Here is a 16,086-nt window from a genome sequence, read left to right on the forward strand (position 1 = left end):
CCAGAACCCCCACCATCACTCTCGCCGCCTGACTATCGCAAACACCCGCATACCAGGCACCACGTCCTTGACGAAGGACATAGAGACACCCCCCCAGGCGGGCACCGTTCTCGTACCCGTCGCCTCCGTCGGTGGCCATGCAAATGCTGCGATGCAGTCACTCACGACCGACTGACCGGACACGTAGCCGGGCCTTCGAGGGGCAGCGGGCGCTTACCGTGGGGCCGTGACCACTCCCTCCGACGACGAAGCCGCACCGGTGCCGGTGCGGGTCGTACTGCCTGCCGATCCGGTGCTCGGTCATCCGGAGCAGGAAGTCCTCGCGCGGCTGTGGCGGCGACGCCAGACAGAGACGGGCTGGCTGTACCTCGTAGGACTGCCGTCGTACCGGAACCTTGAAAACGGCGGTGTGGAGGCGGCGGAGTACCGCGTGTGGGTCCGCGCCCCGAACCATGTGCGGCCGGTCGACGGCGTCGACTACGACCAGGTCGCCACCGAGCTGGTCGAGCCCTCGCCGCAGTCGGTGGTCCGCGAGGCGCTCGGGGAGCGCCGGCCGTCGGGGTGGGTGTGGCGGAGGTACGCGAGGACCGGGGGCCTGCCCGGGGTGTGCTGCACGTGCCAGACTGCGCAGAGGTTCCGCAGGACGCACCGCTGCTCGATGTGGAGCCTGCGCTGAACGTCGCGGAGAACCCGGGGACGCGTCTGTGCACGCTGTGCGGGTGCGCGCAGGAGCTGACGCCGATGCTGCGCGGCTTCGACCACATCACCGATTCCGACCTGCTGTGGTCAGGGTGAGCGGTGCCATGGTCGGATCCACGGCGAGGTCGCAGCTCGGCACGCAGCGGGTGACCTTCCCGGGCGCGTTCTCGTTGAGGACATCGCGCATCTCCCCGTTGTGCGCGTGTGGGGGACCCGGGCGTGCCTCGTGAATCTGCCCGGGTCCCGCATCCTGACCGGTGCTGGGGACTCCTCACCCCCCCGAGGCCCGGACACCCCACGGCCCCTTTTCGGCCCGGGCCGTGGGGTGTCTCGTGGTCAGTTGCGGCGCTTGAACAGCGCCGTGAGCAGACCGGGGTGCTGCCGGGACAGGTCGGTCCGGCAGTCGGGGCAGTGCCGGCCATCTTCTGCAGGCGCATCGTCGTAGCGGATGCCGGGCTGCCCGGCCCGGCTGCCCGCACCGCTCGCACAACCCCGGAGCGGGCGGCTCGGGGTGCCGTGCGGCGTCCAGCTGCTCGGGGCGCTCCTGCATCGGCACCGGCTGCCGCGCGGCGGCCGGCTCACCCCAGCCTGCTGCCTGCTCCTGCCGTTCACGCTCGCGTTCTTCGTCGCGACTGCGGCTGCGTTCGTCGTCTCGCTGGTGCCAGGCGTCGGCGTCGTTGGGGTTGGACAGGGCGGCGTCGAGGATTTCCCACTGACCGTGTCCGCAGCGCCACCACACCGCCGCCCGCGGACCGTGCGCCTGAAGTCGTTCGAGGGTGGAGAACAGGATCGGGATGGCGTCGGCGTAGTTGTAGTAGCCGTCCGGATCGGTGTCGCCGTAGCCGTCCATCCGTTCGTAGCTGCCGGACCAGATGGCGCGGGTTGCGTTCATGACCGCGTTCATGCGGTTCTTCAGCGCCTGCGCTCCCATCCGGGTGCCCGGGTTGAAGACCACGACGACCGGGGGATGTCCTTCGCGGCCGGTCGGCGGGTAGAGGTTCCGCCACGCGGGAACGTCCCGGCCGCGGTGGTCCTTGGCCTGCAGGCGGAAGAAGCGCAGGTACTTGTCGAACTTCGCGGCCACGACGTCGGCCGCCTCCGTGCAGTTGTCGACCTCCACCAGCAGCACCGGCGCCCCCGCCTCCGGTGCCTGCAGCACCGCGTCCGCACGGACACCGGAACGGTTGCGGCCCGTGCTGGGCAGGTTCAGCGCCACCTCTGTCGACCAAGCGAAGATGCTGCCGATCCCCTCTGGCGCGGCTGGCACGGTCGGAGTGGTCTCGGTCGGCGGGGCGGTTGCGGGGTTGCGTGTGCTGGAGATCGGGCGAGTGGCGACCGGCGGAGTGCGGGCGATGGCAATGACCGTCTCATTCACCGCCATCGCGTGCCGGGCACCGGAACGGGCAGCACCCCGCGCGATACCACCCATCTCCCCCGACCCCCGGCCCACACCTCCGCAGCCGCGTCCAAGCCCAGAGACGTCAGCCCCCAGAGCTTGTTGCCGTCCCGGGCCGCGCCCTCCGACAGCGTCAGCCCGTGGCGGGCGAGGTCGAGACAGGCGTTGCGGAAGCCCTTGTTGTCCTTGTGGCCGGGGGCCATCAGGCGATGCATCTGATCCGCCGTCGCCACCTTCAACACGCCGAGCGCCGCCAGCACATGCGCGCGCACCGCACTCGTGGACCCGTACGGATACGCCTTCGAACCACCCACCAGCACCCACCCCCGCTTCCCTGACCCGCCCCACTTGCGGGGGCCAGCCCCGCGCGGGAGCGGCGGACCGGCGCCCGCCGGGCCGCAACGACACACGCACCCGGGCCCCTCGGCTCTCACCGTCACTCACCCTGCCACCTACAACAGACAATCCCTTCCCCAGCAGAGTGCAGATGGAGAGAGAAGAGGGGTTGTCGGGATCCGTGGTCAGGGCTGTCAAGGGGGTTGAACTGCGCAAACACTGCGCAGGCTATCGCACACCCCGGTAGGGGAATTGGTAGGGGGAAAGGCAGGGGGAAACGGTAGGGAGATTGGCGGCCGGGGCAGCCCGGCAGCACAGGCCGGGTGAACGGTGCCGCTGCCTGCTGGGCTGTCGCTGGCCGGGGTGGAAGGCATCGCGGCATGACGACGTGGTCCTTGCCCGAGCCGATGCTCACCGTCCCCGTGGACAGCCCCGTCCTGCCCGCGGGGTGGGCGGCCGAGCCGAAGTGGGACGGTTCTCCAGACACTTGAAGTTGTCTCATCCGAGTGATATCGCGGCATCTCCCAGCACGCCTCCGACCGGCACCGAAAGACTGCACGTTGCCAGAGTCGTGACGCATGCCTGTGGGATCACGTGCAGTTGTTCTTCACCGACCAGCGGAAGGTCTGGAAGGTCGGCCAGGTCGCTGGATTGAGTCGGGCCGAGCTCTCAGCTCTGTACGCCCGGCGCCTGGTGCCTTCGGGTACGCCGATTGGCTTTGTTCATGAGAACGGGCTCTGGCTCAACTTCCGTGGTCCCTTACCCCTCGCCGACGGCGACCGGTTGACCCGCCCTGGCGCGTGATCCAGCCGTGCGACTTCAAGCACTCCGACAAAGCATCCGCTCACCCAGCACGGAGGTGCTGTGCACGGCGACCCAGGCGGTCGACAGCCGTCTGGTCGACGGAGTTGATGTCGCGTGCAGGGTGCCCAGTCACACGCGTAGTAACTTTGCGTATCCAATTACTTGCTAATTGTTATTGGATTGTGAATGGGAAGGACCCTCATGAACTTCGCCCACACGCGTGCCGGTCATTTCCTCGCCGGCACGGCCGCCCTCGTCGCTGCGGCCGTGTTCCCTGTCGTCACCGCGCGTCCCGCCGCCGCACAGGACTCCTTTCGGATCGAGACCGTTGCCGGGGGGTGCCTGGAAATCGCGGACGCCAGTACGCACAACGACGCCCCCCTCCAGCAGTACCGATGCCTCGGCACGGACAACCAACGCTTCACCATGGAAGACGCCGGCGACGGCCTCGTCAGGATCAGGACGTTCGCCGGCAAGTGCCTGGAAACCCTGCGCAGTGATCCGAGCCCCAACGACCCGATCGTGCAGGGGGACTGCGACAGCCGCTACACCTTCCAGGAGTTCTTCATCCACGACATGGGCGACGGCACAGTCAGGATCGAGGCTGACAACACCCTGCTCTGGGGCGTCGAGAACGGGCACCCCGGGCTCCTCGCCCCGGTCGTGCTGACCGACGCCGGCGAACCCGGCCAGGAATTCACCTTCATCCACTGACCCTCACGTCAGCCCCACCCTGTCCCAAGCCGCCGGCCGTGCACTGGCCGACGTCCTGGCCTCACCCACGGGTGTCCACCCTTGCGAGGGCTGCTGGGCGTTCTCGGCAGGCTGGGGAACGCAACGCACGCTGGACGTCACCCTCGTACAGCCCGAGGTCGTAACGGAAGTCGCTGTCGACATCGCCCGCGACGCCTCAGGACGATGGCGGCACCCCGGCCGCCCCCACCGCGTCCGCACCGACCTCGACCTGGCGCAGGTGCCGCTGTTCGACGAAACCGACCCCTGAACCTGCCGTGGGCGGGCCCCTGGTCGTGGCGGCCCGCGCCCCAGCCGGTCTGTGGTCAGGGGGTGCCACCGGAGCAGTAGAATCGGCAACTCAGGCCCGGGCCAGGCGTGCGGAATTCACCGGGGCGCGGGCCGTACAGGGCTCGGCCGCCGGGCTGCCAAGCTCGGTAAGCAGGGCGACGCCGCCGCCGACTTCCTCGGCCAGGCCAGCCATGGATGTTCCGAGAGCAAGCCGTGCGCCGACCTGTTCGGCGTAGGTCCGGTGCGGGAGCGGATCAGGGTGGGGGGCGTAGTGCTCCGCGCCGTAGACCCGGCCCCGCCCCACAACAACTGCTCCCACAGAGCTCACTGACCGCTGCAAGCGGGTCCGCCGATGGATCCGGCAACCCTCTTGGTTCATTCTCCTGCACTCCGAGCGTGTTGGTCGATGTGTAGCGCTTCGTATCGCGCATAGACGCGCGCTAGCGCCAGGACGTCCTCGCGCACTGCTATGAATTCGAGCAGAAGAGTGAGAAGTAGGTCGACAGCCTCCTGCTCTTGTCTCGGTGTCAGATGTTTCAGTTTGTTCCAGCCGTACCCCTGAACATCTGGCAGAGCCTCCTCCAGGAGTAGCGCTTGCCATCCGAAACTGGAGCTTTCACTCTTACGCACGACCAGCCACTCGGTGAATCCACGGAGGAGACCGCCAGAGCGAGCCATGTCGAAGCCGATGAGGAAGGTGACCGCATTGCTGTATGAACCGTCAAGACCGTATAGCCCTGGCCTGCCCCTCACCAATTGAAAGAAGTTCCCGTCGTTCAAAGATCCCCCCAACGCTGAAATTACTGGACATTGTCCGGCTCGGACAGCCACCCGCAACAACGCCCTGCCCCCGGCATTGCGGCTTCCGGAGGCAGGGCGTTTCACATTGTAGTCACCGCCGCATTGCCCGGCTTTGCGGGTATGCGCCGCTGAGAAGACCGACGCTCGCGAAGGCGGCGTGACGGCACCGGCTTACGGAAGGGAACCTCAGCCCTCCCACATGGCCCGCGCGTAAGCGTCTAGGCCTTCCAGCAGACCGTCTTCCCTTTCGGGATTCCGATCGATCGAGCCGCCGCCTTTTTCGAGCATCACGATCGAGGTCAGCAACAGCCCACGGAGGAGACCATGCAAGACGAAATTGCTGGTGGAGCAGTACCTGTCGTACAGGCCTTGAGTGAACTGCTGAAACGCGAACAGGTCTACGTCGCTACCGCCGAGTCGCTCGTTTTCCGTCAAGCCCGTTGACATGCCGATCAGTTCACCGGCTTCCCGAGAAAGGGCCGTATAGGCTTGCCCTACCCGGAGTGCGGGGTCCCAGAGAGTTTTGGACCTGTCGGTAGATTGGAATGGATAACTCATTAGAACCACCTGGTCAAGATGTGCACGTCCGGATATTTTTCTCTGAGCTTTTGGAACCGGGCCTCGACTGCTTCTATAAATCGTGGGTCCTGGTTTGGCCGGGTGAACCGGAATCCGATTGGCGCGTTCGCGTAGTACTCGGGCAGTTCCTTGCGAGCCCTCAGGTACTTCTCGAACTTTTCTTCAATGTGCTCGTTGATCCATTCTGATCGACGCCTTGCGCCGTAAGGCGCTGTGGCTCGAGCGAAGGTGAGAGACCGCCGCTTGTGTCCTGTCGCAGCGCGTCACCGGAGCTGAGGACAGCCTGAGCCGGGCGGTGCAGGGGAGGGTGGGAGCAGCCCTGACCAAGTCGGGATCCGCCCGACCTGCCAGAGGGCGTAAGCCCGGTGAGCGGGACGGATCGGACCCGGCTTGGCCGCACCCAGAGATGGGTAGCCAGCCGCCGTCGGCCCTCGCCTCCAGGCGGCAGAGAAGCCCCTCCGTCATCGAGGAATACCTGACCGGCCGCGACGAAACCGGCGCCCTTCCCTACCACTCCACCAAGCCACCCCTCGACGCCCGGGCATCCGGGGGCGTCCTTCAGATCACCGATCGCATCCTGGCCTCCGACGACCTGCGCGCAGCACTCGTTCCCCTCGCACCACAGGAGAACCGCACACGCACCGGCATCGCGCCCACCAGGCACGTGCTCTGGGAGCTTTTCAGGAAGCAGCACAGCGCCTGCTCCGAGCGATTCCAGCTCGCTGCTGGCTGTGGACACGAGAACGGGAGTCATTCAGGACCTCCATCCTCGATGAGTACAAGCCCTACCTGGACGAACGCTGGGACGAGGGCTGCACCAACGCCTGGAAGCTTTGGGAGGAGATCGTTCCCTTGGGCTGTCGAGGCAGCTACGGCCGGGTCAGCGACTACCTGCGAGACAAGCGCACCTCGCCACAGCCGGTCACCGCCCAACCGCCGGCACCCCGCGTGGTGACGAGATGGATCCTCAGCCGACCCGAGACGCTTACCGAGATCGAACAGCTCCGGCTCAAGGCCGTCCTGGACAACTGCCTCGAACTCGACGCCCTGACCGGTCACGTCCGATCCTTCGCCCAAATGCTCACCGAGCGGCAGGGGGAACGACTTCCGCAGTGGCTCGACGCCGTCCGCCAGGACGACCTTCCCAGTCTCCACACTCTCGCGGCCGGCATCGATCGAGACCGCGACGCCGTCATCGCCGGCCTGACCCTGCCCTGGAACTCCGGTGTTGTTGAAGGCCACGTCAACAGGGTCAAGATGCTCAAGCGGCAGATGTTCGGCCGAGCCGGTTTCAGCCTGCTACGCAAGCGCGTATTGCTGGCCACCTGATCAACCGCCCGGCTCTCGGTGATAGGACTTGCCGCAACGGAAAGATGATGAGGGGGGCGACAGCATGGACGCAGGAGTAGCGATCAGCCTGATCCGCATGGCCGCTGCAGACTTGGCCATGGAACCCTGGCAGCGCCCCTCGGACGCTTACCTGGTCCAGTTGGGCCTGGACGCCCTGATGGCCGACATCGAGGCTCCGTCGCTTCCCTTGCTGGCTGGCCTCGCGCGTGGTGAGCATCCCCAGGCCCGCGAGCTGTTCGACCTTGTGCTGGAAGAGTTGAGTCTGCTGCCGCCGGCCTCGGACGATCTTGCCAAGGCGCGATGGACCGCGGCCCAGTGGTGGGCCGGCCAGATCGTGGCGTGCCAACTCGATCCCGTGCACGGGGCGAAGCTGATCTATGAAGAAGCTGCAGCCGAACTCGACTACCCCGACGCGCTGCAACCCATCGTTGATCTGGCGAGAGCGCTCGACCTGCCGAACGATCAACCTCCGGACCCGCAGCACATTCGCGACCGGGGCACCTCCGCGGCGCGAGACTTTCTCGCCACAGAAGCGCGCCGGAACCACAGCCTTTGACCTACGTCGCATGACCCACCGTGACCGGTTCACGGAAAGCGAGCCGGAACCACCGAAGGTGCACGAAGCCGGCTGTGGGCTCGTGGAGGAAGCCGATGGCCCCGCCTCAAGGATGCCGGGCCGGCGGTGCCTCGTTGAACTCGACACCGATCCGGCACGGCACCTGGGCGGTGGGGGCTCGTTCAGCGTCTCCGACCAGCGCGCGGGCATGCTCGAGGTCGAGGGTGAATTCGATGCGGTCGCACTCCTGCGGCCGGCGGGGAGGGCCTACCACCAGGTGGAAGGCCAGTGCGCCGTCGGCGTCCAGGGACGTGGTCACCACCGCGTCCACGATTCCGGAGATCGGTCGGTGGGGTGGGGTCTGCATGGTCGGCCTTCCCTTCTTCTTGTCTTTCAGATGCCCATCACGGCCGGGTCGTCCCCGGCGGCCAGTTCGTGTGCGAGCTGGGTCCACAGCCGGGCGTAGCCCTGGGCGAGCTGGGCCATCGGTTGCTTGCAGTGCGCGGGGAGGGCGGCCGTGATCTGCTCCCGGTCCTGAGCCACCATCGTGCAGGCGCTGAGCATGCGCAGGATGTGGCGGCCCGATTCGCTCAGCCGCAGGGAGGGGTCGCGGCGCAGTGTGTCCAGGATGTGCAGCAGCCGGTCGGGCGGCGGGGCGGTGGACGCGGGCTGACGGCGGGTCGCCAGTTGGATCGGGGGCCGGTGGGTGGAGGTGGTGGGGGGAAGGGGGGTGTTGGTGGGGCGGGGGGTGCGGCCTGGCACGGGGTCCTCGCCGCGGCTGATCCGGTTGCGTACGTCGGCGACGGTGGCTGGTGCCAGTCCGGCTTCGGCGGCGATCTGCCGCAGTGAGGCGCGGGGGTTGGCGCGCAGGAGTTCTCCGGCGCGTTCTCGGCTGTGCGAGGAGTCCACCGGCCGGGCCCGCCCGTCGCGCCCGATCCGGTGTTCGGGACTGTCGGCGGCGGTGCCTTTGCGGAGCTGGGCCACTTTGCCGGCGGAGAGCCCGGTGAGCGCTGCCACGGCGCGGTTGGACCAGCGTGGGTGGGCGGTGAAGATGTATGCGGCTGCGGCGGCTCGGTCTGCTGTGGTCAGGGGGCGGCCGTGGGTCACGTTGGTGGCGACCGCCAGGAGCCGTGCCTCGGTCAGGGGTCCGTCGAAGAACCGTACGGGGATGTGGGTCTGTCCCTGGGTGGTAGCGGCGCGCAGCCGGTGGGTGCCGTCCACTACGGTCATGGTGGGGCGGTGGACGAGGATCGGTGGCAGTTCGCCCTCGGCCTCCAGGAGGGTGCGTACGTATTCCGCGTCTTCGCCGTCCACGCGGGGGGAGAAGCCGACGGAGATTTCGTGTGTGGGGACCTGTTCGACGGGGAGTTCGCGGATTCCGCGGTCACGGAGTCGGATCAGGTGGTCGGCGGTCTCCGGGTCCATGGGGGTCACTGCCAGCCGAGGTCGTCGGTGGTCTGTTCGGCGGCGGGCGGCGCGGGAGTGGTCCCGGTGTCCGTGTCGGCGTACGCGGCGGTCTGTCCCAGCACGGTGGTGAATACGAGGACTCCGGCCATGGCCGCTCCACGGATCATGCTGCGAGAGAACTCCAAAGACATGTTGTTCCTGCCTTTCCGCCCGTCGGGTTCGGTGATGCCCAAGAGTCTGCGCAACGCTGCGACCTGCGGAAAAGGGGTTCTGCGGTAGGCAAACCGGCCGTGGCATACTCAGTCCAGGTCCGTTCAAGTCTGGGTGTGCCGTTGGTCAATAATCTGCCAAGTGGTCTATGGCGGTGGCGGATTCGTGCGCCACGGATCGTCGGACAGCAGCGGGACTTCTGCACGCACCAGCTCCCACGCCGACAGCGGCCAAAGTGCCGCCTGCACCAGCTGCCACAGCCGTTCGGCGGCGGTCTCGGCCTCTGCCAGGGAGGCGGCCCGCAGGTACAGCCCGACGACCGGGCGGTTCTCCGGGTCGGGGTGCACGCTGACATGGATCAGGCCCTCGCGCCCTGACACATGGCGGGTGATGTCCGCCGCTGTGCTCTGCGGCAGCCGGCCTCCGGAGAGTGGTGCGCGGAGATGGACGTGGACAAGATACATGGGGAGAACCTTTGTGAATCCGCAGAGAGGATCTGCGTCGCCTGGTTTCGGACACGCTTTCGGAAGCCGTATTGATCCCGTCCCGGTCCGGCCGTATCGTCAGGTGAATCTGCATACGTTTCATGATCCGGAGAGGCTTGGATGCTTAACTTACTCGGCCTCGATGCGGTGGCTGAATCCGTGTATCGCGGAATTCTGGACAGACCGCAGGATGTCGACGATTTGTGCGACCTGCTGAAGCTGACGGAGAAAGAGATCCGCGACGCACTCGACAGGCTCAGCGAGATGGCACTGGTGCGTCCCTCCACGGAGGATCCCGGACAGCTCCACGCGGTCAGTCCGCACGTCGGCATGGAGATACTGCTCGCCCGCCAGCAGGCCGAACTCGCCTCGCAGACGCAGCGGCTGGAGGCCAGCCGGGCCGCCGCCGCTCAGCTCATCCTGGAGTACGACGACCGGCGTGCCGACGCCGGCAGCGCCGAGGCGGGTGTGCGCTACCTGGAGGGCATCGACTCCATCCGCGACCACCTCGCCGTTCTGCGCGAACAGGTCGTCCGCGAACTGCTCACCTTCGCTCCCGGCGGCCCGCAGACCCAGGCCAACATGAATGCTTCCCGGCCGCTCAACCAGCAACTCCTTGAGCGCGGCGTGCAGATGCGCACCGTCTACCTCGACTCCATCCGGAGCTGTTCCGACACCATGAAGTACGTGCACTGGCTCACCGAACACGGCTGCCAGGTCCGTACCGTTCCCTCGCTGCCCAACCGGATGATCATCTATGACCGCAGGGCCGCCATCATCGCCGCCCACACGGAGAACACCGCGGCCGGGGCCATGCAGCTCACGTCCCAGGGCGCGGTGACCACCTTGCACGCCCTGTTCGAGAACGTGTGGCAGTCCGCACAACCGGTGGTCCGTCAGGCCCGGCCGACTCCCGGCGCGTTGAACCGGCAGCAGGCCGAGGCCCTGCGGCTGCTCGCGCAGGGCCTCACCGACGAGGCGATCGCCAACCGGCTGGGCATTTCGCCGCGTACCGCACGCAGGATCGCCTCCGGCCTGATGGACGTCCTGGACGCCGACAGCCGGTTCCAGGCCGGGGTGCACGCCGTTCAGCGCGGCTATCTGCCGTCCAGCCCGCTGTAGCGGGGCGGCGGCCGGCCGTGGCCCCGGCGCCGGTTTCATGTCGAGGCCAGTACGGCCTGTTCCGGCGCGCCCAGCAGGTCCAGGGCCTGTCCTGTGGTCTCCGCGCTGCGGACCAGGTTCCGCTCTTTCGCGGTCAGGAAGCCCTCGGTCACCAGGTGATCCAGCATCGTGAGCATCGGGTCGTAAAAGCCCTGGTGGTTGACCACCACGACCGGCTTCTCCATCAGGGAGAGCTGGTTCCAGGTGGCCACTTCCATCAGTTCGTCCAGGGTGCCGATCCCGCCGGGCAGTACCGCGAAGCCGGCGGAAAGCTTGTACATCAGTGCCTTGCGCTCGTGCATGGACCGCACCACGAAGATCGTGCCGCGTGCCTGGTCGGCCCGCTCACGCTCGTGCAGGCTGCGCGGCAGCACCCCGGTGACTGCCCCGCCGCCCGCCAGCACACCGTCGGCGACCGCGCCCATCACGCCCACTCCGCCGGCTCCGTAGACCAGGTCCCGGTCGCGACGCGCGAGCGCCCGCCCGAACTCGTAGGCGTAGGCGACATGGTCCTGGCGGACCCCTGGGCGGGCACCGCAGAACACCGCGATCCGCTCATTGCTGGTGACCAGCGTCTGCATGGCTCCTCGATTTCTCAGTCGGCTGGCCGGCCGTGTCCGGCCGGCGGTTCGTGGTCCGTGCAGGCCACCTGCAGTGCGGTGCGCAGCAGCACCCGTGCCCCGGCGACCAGGTCGTCCGGCGCGGTGTCCTCCTCGGGCACATGGCTGATCCCGCCCAGACTCGGAACGAAGATCATCCCGATCGGTGCGATGTCTGCGACGACCTGGGCGTCATGGCCGGCTCCGCTCGGCAGCATCTCGTGCGGCAGGCCCAGCCCGTCCGCGCTGCGCTCGATCGCCGCGCACAACGTCGCACTGGTGGACACCGGGTCCGACCGGGTTGCGGCGACCACCTCGATCTCGGCGCCGGTGGCGACCTCGATCGCCCGCAGCATGGCGCGCAGCGCCTCCTCGGCGCCTGCCATCCGCCACACGGCCGTGTCCCGCAGGTCCACCGTCAGGCGCACAGTGCCCGCGATGGTGTTCGGGGTGTTGGGGTAGGGGTCCACTCTGCCGACCGTCATCACCCGGCACAGGCGGCGCTCCCGTGCCAGGTGCTCGGCCGCCAGGACTATCCGCGCTGCTGCCGTCATCGCGTCCTGCCGGCCTTCCATCGGGCTGGTCCCCGAGTGCCCGGCCGTGCCGCGCACCTCCACAGTCAGCACGGTCCGGCCGGTGATCGCCTCGACCACGCCGATCCGGCTGCCGCTGCGCTCCAGCACCGGCCCCTGCTCCACGTGGAGTTCCAGGTACGCGGCGATCGAGCCGGCCGGCCAGCCGGCGCTGCCCAGCGCGTTCAGGTCGCCGCCCGCCAGCCGCAGTGCCTCACGCAGCGGCCGCCCGTGGTGGTCGCACGGATCCTGCGGCAGCGAGGCCAGTCTGCCGGCGACCGCCATCGAGCCCCAGAACGGCTGTGGGAACAGTGCCCCCTCCTCGTTGGCGAAGGCCACCGCGACCGGCTCGTGCACCGGCTTCAGCCCGGACTCGGTGAACGTCTGCAGCACCTCCAGGGCGGCCAGCACCCCGTAGGCGCCGTCCAGGCGGCCGCCGTTGACGACGGTATCCAGGTGCGAGCCCATCATCAGCACCTGGTCGCCGCCCTCACCGGCGGCACCGGAGCGGATCACGATGTTCCCGGCCGCGTCCACCGTCGAAACGAGCCCGGCTGCCCGGGCCTGCTGCGTCAGGTACGCCCGTGCCTGGCGGTCGGCGGCACCGAATCCCTCTCGGGTGATCCCGCCCGTTGTCCCCTCCGCGCCGATCCGTGCCAGCTCGGCGATGCGCCGCAGCAGCCGGTCCGGGTCGATGTCCAGCGTGAGCTGCCCGTCGCGCTCCAGGACCTGGTCGCTCATCACGGGAGAATCCCTTCTGCAGTCCTTGTGGTCCCGGTGGCGGCCTGTCGGCCGCAGGGGGTGCCTGGCCGTGTCCGCGGTGGAGCGGTGGCACCTGCTGCGGCTTCGCCGTGAACCGGGCGAGGGGCCCAGCCGGTGAAGCTGCCGGGTTCGAGGCGGCGCAATGGGCGGCCCACCGCACTCACGTCAGTTCCCCCTCACGGGCATCAGCGTGAACCGGTCCGCCTGCGGCAGGTGCATGCCGTCGCCCTCCCGCACCCCGAAGGCCTCGTAGAAGGCGGGGATGTGACCGAGGACGCCGTTGCAGCGGAACTCGGGCGGGGCGTGGGTGTCGTTGTCCAGGCGTTCGCGTATCCGCTCCGGGGTGCGTTTGCCCCGCCACATCGACGCCCACAGGAGAAAGAACCGGCGCATCTGGTGCTGCCGCTGGGCACCGGTGGTGCCGCACGCCGCCAGGTGGTCGGCGAACGCGGTCTGTGCCACGGCCAGTCCGGTGATGTCGGCGATGTTCTCGCCCAGCGTGCGCGCCCCGCTGACGTGCCGCCCGTGTGATCCCTCGGGTGCGTACCGGTCGTACTGGGCCACCAGCGGCGCGGTGAGGCGGTCGAACTCGGCCTGGTCCGCGCCCGTCCTCCAGGCGCGCACGAAGGCGTGCGACATCTCGTGGCAGACGATCGAGCCGAGCACCGCGTGGTCACGGGCTGGATCACCGCCCGCAGTGAACACCGGCGGCCGCAGCAGCCCGGCCGGGACCACCACCTGGTTCAGCCCGTGCCGGTAGTACGCCGTGACCGCCTGCGGCAGCACCCGCCACTCCGAGTGGTCCAGCGGGCCCGTGAGCCGGCCGAGCTGACGGGCCAGCTGCCGCGCCCGGCCTCGTTTGACGTTGCCGATGAGGTCGCCGGGGTCGGTGACCAGCGGCACGGGGTCGGCCGGACCGCTCGGAGCGCCGATCTCGAACCGCATGGAGTCCAGCAGGGCCAGAGCCGCCCGGCGGGTGTCCGGCCGCATCCACCCGGCCTGCTTCAGACAGTCACGGTAGGTGCCGGCCATGCGGGTCACCAGGTCGGCGGCACGGTCGCGGGTGTGCGGGTCCAGGTGGGCGCGCAGGTACCGCTCGCCCACCAGGTCGCCCGCCACGGTCTGGACGAACGCGGTGGCCCGCAGCCGGCGTGGCCAGGGCCAGCGGGCACCGGTCAGGTCCCGCCAGTAGAAGTTGAAGTGCTCGGCGAAGACCCTGCGCGACCCGAACGGGGCCATCTCGTGGATGTACCGCCAGGCGAGCCAGAGCCGCAGCGAGTCGAGCGAGGTGGTGGCCCACCAGTGCTCCAGGGCAGGCAGGAAGCCGTTCGGGCGCAGCCGTACCCGGGCCGCGCCCGGCACCTGGCCGAGTTCCCCCAGCCAGGCGGCCCAGGCGAATCGGTGGTTGCGCCCGGCCAGTTCGGCGGCGGTGGCCGGGTGTGTCCGCGCCGCGGCGCGAGAGGTGCTGTCCGGCGGTGCGTGCCCGCCGGACAGCGCCGTCTCGGCCCGCAGGACGCGGGCCGCGGCCGTTTCGGCGTCGGGCAGCCCGGCGAGGGAGAGCATCGTCGCCACATGGACGAAGTACCGCTCGCGCAGGTGCTCGCTGCGCGCCTCGCGGTACAGCGAGGCGGAAGGCAGGCCGAGGCCGGATGGGGAGAGGTCCAGCAGGTATCCCCGCGTGTCGGCGGCGATGCTCAGGTCGACGGCGCCGGTCATGCCCTGTGCCTGCAGCCGGCCCAGCACCCGGGCGAGCGCGTGGCGGTCGGGGGCGCAGCGGATCTGTTCCAGGTCCGCGGTCAGGGCCGACGCGCCCAGCTCTTCGATCCGCCGCTCGTCCATGAAGCTCGTGTACAGGCCGGCGATGCGACGGCCGTCGGTGTCCTGGCCGGGGCTGGAGATCATGGCGGCGACCTCGTCCTCAACCTGCTCGGCCAGCAGCGACAGCATGGTCGCCTCGGCCCGGTGCCCGGGCAGTACGAATCCGTCCGTCCAGCGTCTCGTGGTGTACCGGTAGAAGTCGTCCTGGGGCCGTACGGACCGGTCGGGTTCGGTGTCGAGTGCGGCGTCGACGGCTGTGTGCACGGCGGAGGTGGTCATCGGGCCGTGCTCTTCGCGGGGGCGGCCGGTTCCAGGACGCCGAGGCGGGTCAGGGACTCGGCCGCGCGGAGCGAGCGTGCGACGGCGGCGTCCTTCAAAAGTTCGCCCGCCGCGACCGAGCCGCCGCTCTCCAGCCGGCGCAGGGTATGGGCTATCCCCTCCGGTACGGCCAGCGTGTGGCCGTTGACCGACAGACGGGTCCGGCCGCCGTCGCTCGGGCCGATCTCGACGGGCACCGAGGTGCGCCGCAGCGGGGCCCCGGGGGTGAGGTGGGCGAGCTCGGCCAGCCGTTGGAACTCGCGGGTCCGTCCGGCGCCACCGTGGTTCCGGCCGGCTCCGGCCAGCCGTACCGTCTCTGCGGCGGGGGCGAGCGCGGCCAGCCGGTCGCGCAGCAGAGCGATCATCTCGGTGAGCGCGGGAGCGGCCTGTTGTGGGTTGTCGCCCCCCAGAGGGGGGAATCCGTCGAAGGCCTCGTCGGCCACCAGCGTGTCCACCGTCTCGCGGAGCAGGTCGCGCCAGCCGCGGAGCGCGACGGTGACCGACACGTGCAGGGAGACCTGCTCACCCGCGGCGGCCGCGTGCGGGGTGCCGTAGGGCAGGTACAGCACGTCACCGGGGTACAAGGTGGTCTGGAGTGCGGGCTCGCCGAGCTGCTCGGCGCTGTAGGTGACGCTGTCACTGCGCCGCCCGGCCGGCGCCTGCCAGATCCGCCAGTCCTTGGTGCCCTCGGTCTGGACGACGAACACGTCCACCGGGTCGTGGTGCGCGGCGTACCCGTCGCGGCCGGCCGGGGTCAGGAAGGCCACCGCGTCCACGGGGGCGGCGAAGGCCTGGGTGAAGGCTGCCACCAGGTGGCGAGCGGACGGCAGGAAGTGGTGCAGGCAGTTCCAGGTCACCGTGGCGCCGGAGCGGAACAGTTCGTAGACCTGCTCGGGCACGACCGTCTCGGTGAGCGCGGCTCCTGGCTCGCTCACGACGCGGGTGTAGGCCTTGCTGGACACGCCCTGGCCGTTCCTGGCCACCCGCAGGTAGGCGGGCCGGACGGCTTCCATGGCGACGAGATCATCGAGCCGGCGCACTGACGCCAGCTCCCGGGCGCGTTCGGCGTCGAGCGCCCCGCGGCGCAGCAGCGGCCGCTCGCCGAAGTGCTGGGAGAAGAAGCCTGCGGTGTCGCCGACCAGCTCTTCGAAGGTCCAGTCCTTCACGACTCTCGCCCTCCCGGCGGATGAAAGATGCGGCCAGAGGGGCA

The 16,086-nt window shown here is 69.1% G+C and carries 16 protein-coding genes and 1 pseudogene; 5 read left to right on the top strand and 12 right to left on the bottom strand.

Going from position 1 to position 16,086, the window contains the following annotated elements; all coding sequences use genetic code 11:
• Positions 1-259 precede the first annotated feature (259 nt).
• Positions 260-795, top strand: a pseudogene (locus ACFV6X_RS30450) (DUF6233 domain-containing protein).
• 175 nt (positions 796-970) lie between these two features.
• On the opposite strand, the gene ACFV6X_RS30455 reads toward ACFV6X_RS30450, so the two are convergent.
• Positions 971-2,128: a replication-relaxation family protein gene (locus tag ACFV6X_RS30455; protein WP_385388948.1), complete on the bottom strand. Its 1,158-nt coding sequence runs from the start codon at positions 2,126-2,128 to the stop codon at positions 971-973.
• Positions 2,071-2,409, bottom strand: coding sequence for a hypothetical protein (locus ACFV6X_RS30460; protein ID WP_385388950.1), 339 nt, complete (start codon positions 2,407-2,409; stop codon positions 2,071-2,073). Before ACFV6X_RS30460 ends, ACFV6X_RS30455 begins: the two co-directional genes overlap by 58 nt.
• Before the next feature lie 1,027 nt (positions 2,410-3,436).
• Between ACFV6X_RS30460 and ACFV6X_RS30465 the strand changes: the two genes are divergently transcribed.
• Entirely contained in the window at positions 3,437-3,949 is a 513-nt protein-coding gene (locus ACFV6X_RS30465) for an RICIN domain-containing protein (RefSeq protein ID WP_385388952.1), read from the top strand.
• Between the two features lie 684 nt (positions 3,950-4,633).
• On the opposite strand, the gene ACFV6X_RS30470 is transcribed toward ACFV6X_RS30465, so the two are convergent.
• Positions 4,634-5,038 (bottom strand): hypothetical protein, encoded by a 405-nt coding sequence (locus ACFV6X_RS30470; protein ID WP_385388954.1) that lies wholly within the window; start codon positions 5,036-5,038, stop codon positions 4,634-4,636.
• 207 nt (positions 5,039-5,245) lie between these two features.
• A complete protein-coding gene (locus ACFV6X_RS30475) occupies positions 5,246-5,617 on the bottom strand; it encodes a DUF6086 family protein (protein ID WP_385388956.1) in 372 nt (123 codons plus the stop codon).
• A gap of 873 nt (positions 5,618-6,490) precedes the next feature.
• Here ACFV6X_RS30475 and ACFV6X_RS30480 point away from each other — a divergent pair.
• A complete protein-coding gene (locus tag ACFV6X_RS30480; RefSeq protein WP_385388958.1) occupies positions 6,491-6,967 on the top strand; it encodes a transposase in 477 nt (158 codons plus the stop codon).
• A gap of 64 nt (positions 6,968-7,031) precedes the next feature.
• Positions 7,032-7,544, top strand: a complete 513-nt coding sequence (locus tag ACFV6X_RS30485) for a hypothetical protein (RefSeq protein ID WP_385388960.1) — start codon at positions 7,032-7,034, stop codon at positions 7,542-7,544.
• Between the two features lie 106 nt (positions 7,545-7,650).
• Here the strand turns inward: ACFV6X_RS30485 and ACFV6X_RS30490 are convergent, their stop codons facing one another.
• The 4 genes from ACFV6X_RS30490 to ACFV6X_RS30505 form a co-directional block, all read right to left on the bottom strand.
• Positions 7,651-7,911 carry a hypothetical protein gene (locus tag ACFV6X_RS30490; RefSeq protein ID WP_385388962.1) on the bottom strand — a complete coding sequence of 87 codons (261 nt, stop codon included), beginning with the start codon at positions 7,909-7,911 and terminating at the stop codon, positions 7,651-7,653.
• Between the two features lie 26 nt (positions 7,912-7,937).
• Positions 7,938-8,969 (bottom strand): ParB N-terminal domain-containing protein, encoded by a 1,032-nt coding sequence (locus ACFV6X_RS30495; protein ID WP_385388965.1) that lies wholly within the window; start codon positions 8,967-8,969, stop codon positions 7,938-7,940.
• A 5-nt stretch (positions 8,970-8,974) separates the two neighbouring features.
• Complete coding sequence (locus tag ACFV6X_RS30500; protein ID WP_385388966.1) at positions 8,975-9,118, bottom strand: hypothetical protein; 144 nt, start codon at positions 9,116-9,118, stop codon at positions 8,975-8,977.
• Between the two features lie 189 nt (positions 9,119-9,307).
• Positions 9,308-9,625: a hypothetical protein gene (locus ACFV6X_RS30505; RefSeq protein WP_385388969.1), complete on the bottom strand. Its 318-nt coding sequence runs from the start codon at positions 9,623-9,625 to the stop codon at positions 9,308-9,310.
• A 168-nt stretch (positions 9,626-9,793) separates the two neighbouring features.
• On the opposite strand from ACFV6X_RS30505, the gene ACFV6X_RS30510 reads away from it, so the two are divergent.
• Positions 9,794-10,768, top strand: coding sequence for a helix-turn-helix domain-containing protein (locus ACFV6X_RS30510; RefSeq protein ID WP_385388972.1), 975 nt, complete (start codon positions 9,794-9,796; stop codon positions 10,766-10,768).
• 35 nt (positions 10,769-10,803) lie between these two features.
• Here the strand turns inward: ACFV6X_RS30510 and ACFV6X_RS30515 are convergent, their stop codons facing one another.
• The 4 genes from ACFV6X_RS30515 to ACFV6X_RS30530 all read right to left on the bottom strand — a co-directional run bounded on the left by ACFV6X_RS30515 (position 10,804) and on the right by ACFV6X_RS30530 (position 16,042).
• Positions 10,804-11,388 carry a TIGR00730 family Rossman fold protein gene (locus ACFV6X_RS30515; RefSeq protein ID WP_385388975.1) on the bottom strand — a complete coding sequence of 195 codons (585 nt, stop codon included), beginning with the start codon at positions 11,386-11,388 and terminating at the stop codon, positions 10,804-10,806.
• 14 nt (positions 11,389-11,402) lie between these two features.
• Positions 11,403-12,719 (bottom strand): Zn-dependent hydrolase, encoded by a 1,317-nt coding sequence (locus ACFV6X_RS30520; protein WP_385388977.1) that lies wholly within the window; start codon positions 12,717-12,719, stop codon positions 11,403-11,405.
• 186 nt (positions 12,720-12,905) lie between these two features.
• The gene (locus ACFV6X_RS30525; protein WP_385388980.1) at positions 12,906-14,837 is read right to left on the bottom strand and encodes a M13-type metalloendopeptidase; all 1,932 of its coding nucleotides are present in this window, start codon (positions 14,835-14,837) and stop codon (positions 12,906-12,908) included.
• Entirely contained in the window at positions 14,834-16,042 is a 1,209-nt protein-coding gene (locus ACFV6X_RS30530; protein ID WP_385388983.1) for a JmjC domain-containing protein, read from the bottom strand. Before ACFV6X_RS30530 ends, ACFV6X_RS30525 begins: the two co-directional genes overlap by 4 nt.
• Positions 16,043-16,086: the final 44 nt, after the last annotated feature.

The organism is Streptomyces sp. NPDC059861, assembly GCF_042731435.1.
Taxonomy (GTDB): Bacteria; Actinomycetota; Actinomycetes; order Streptomycetales; family Streptomycetaceae; genus Streptomyces.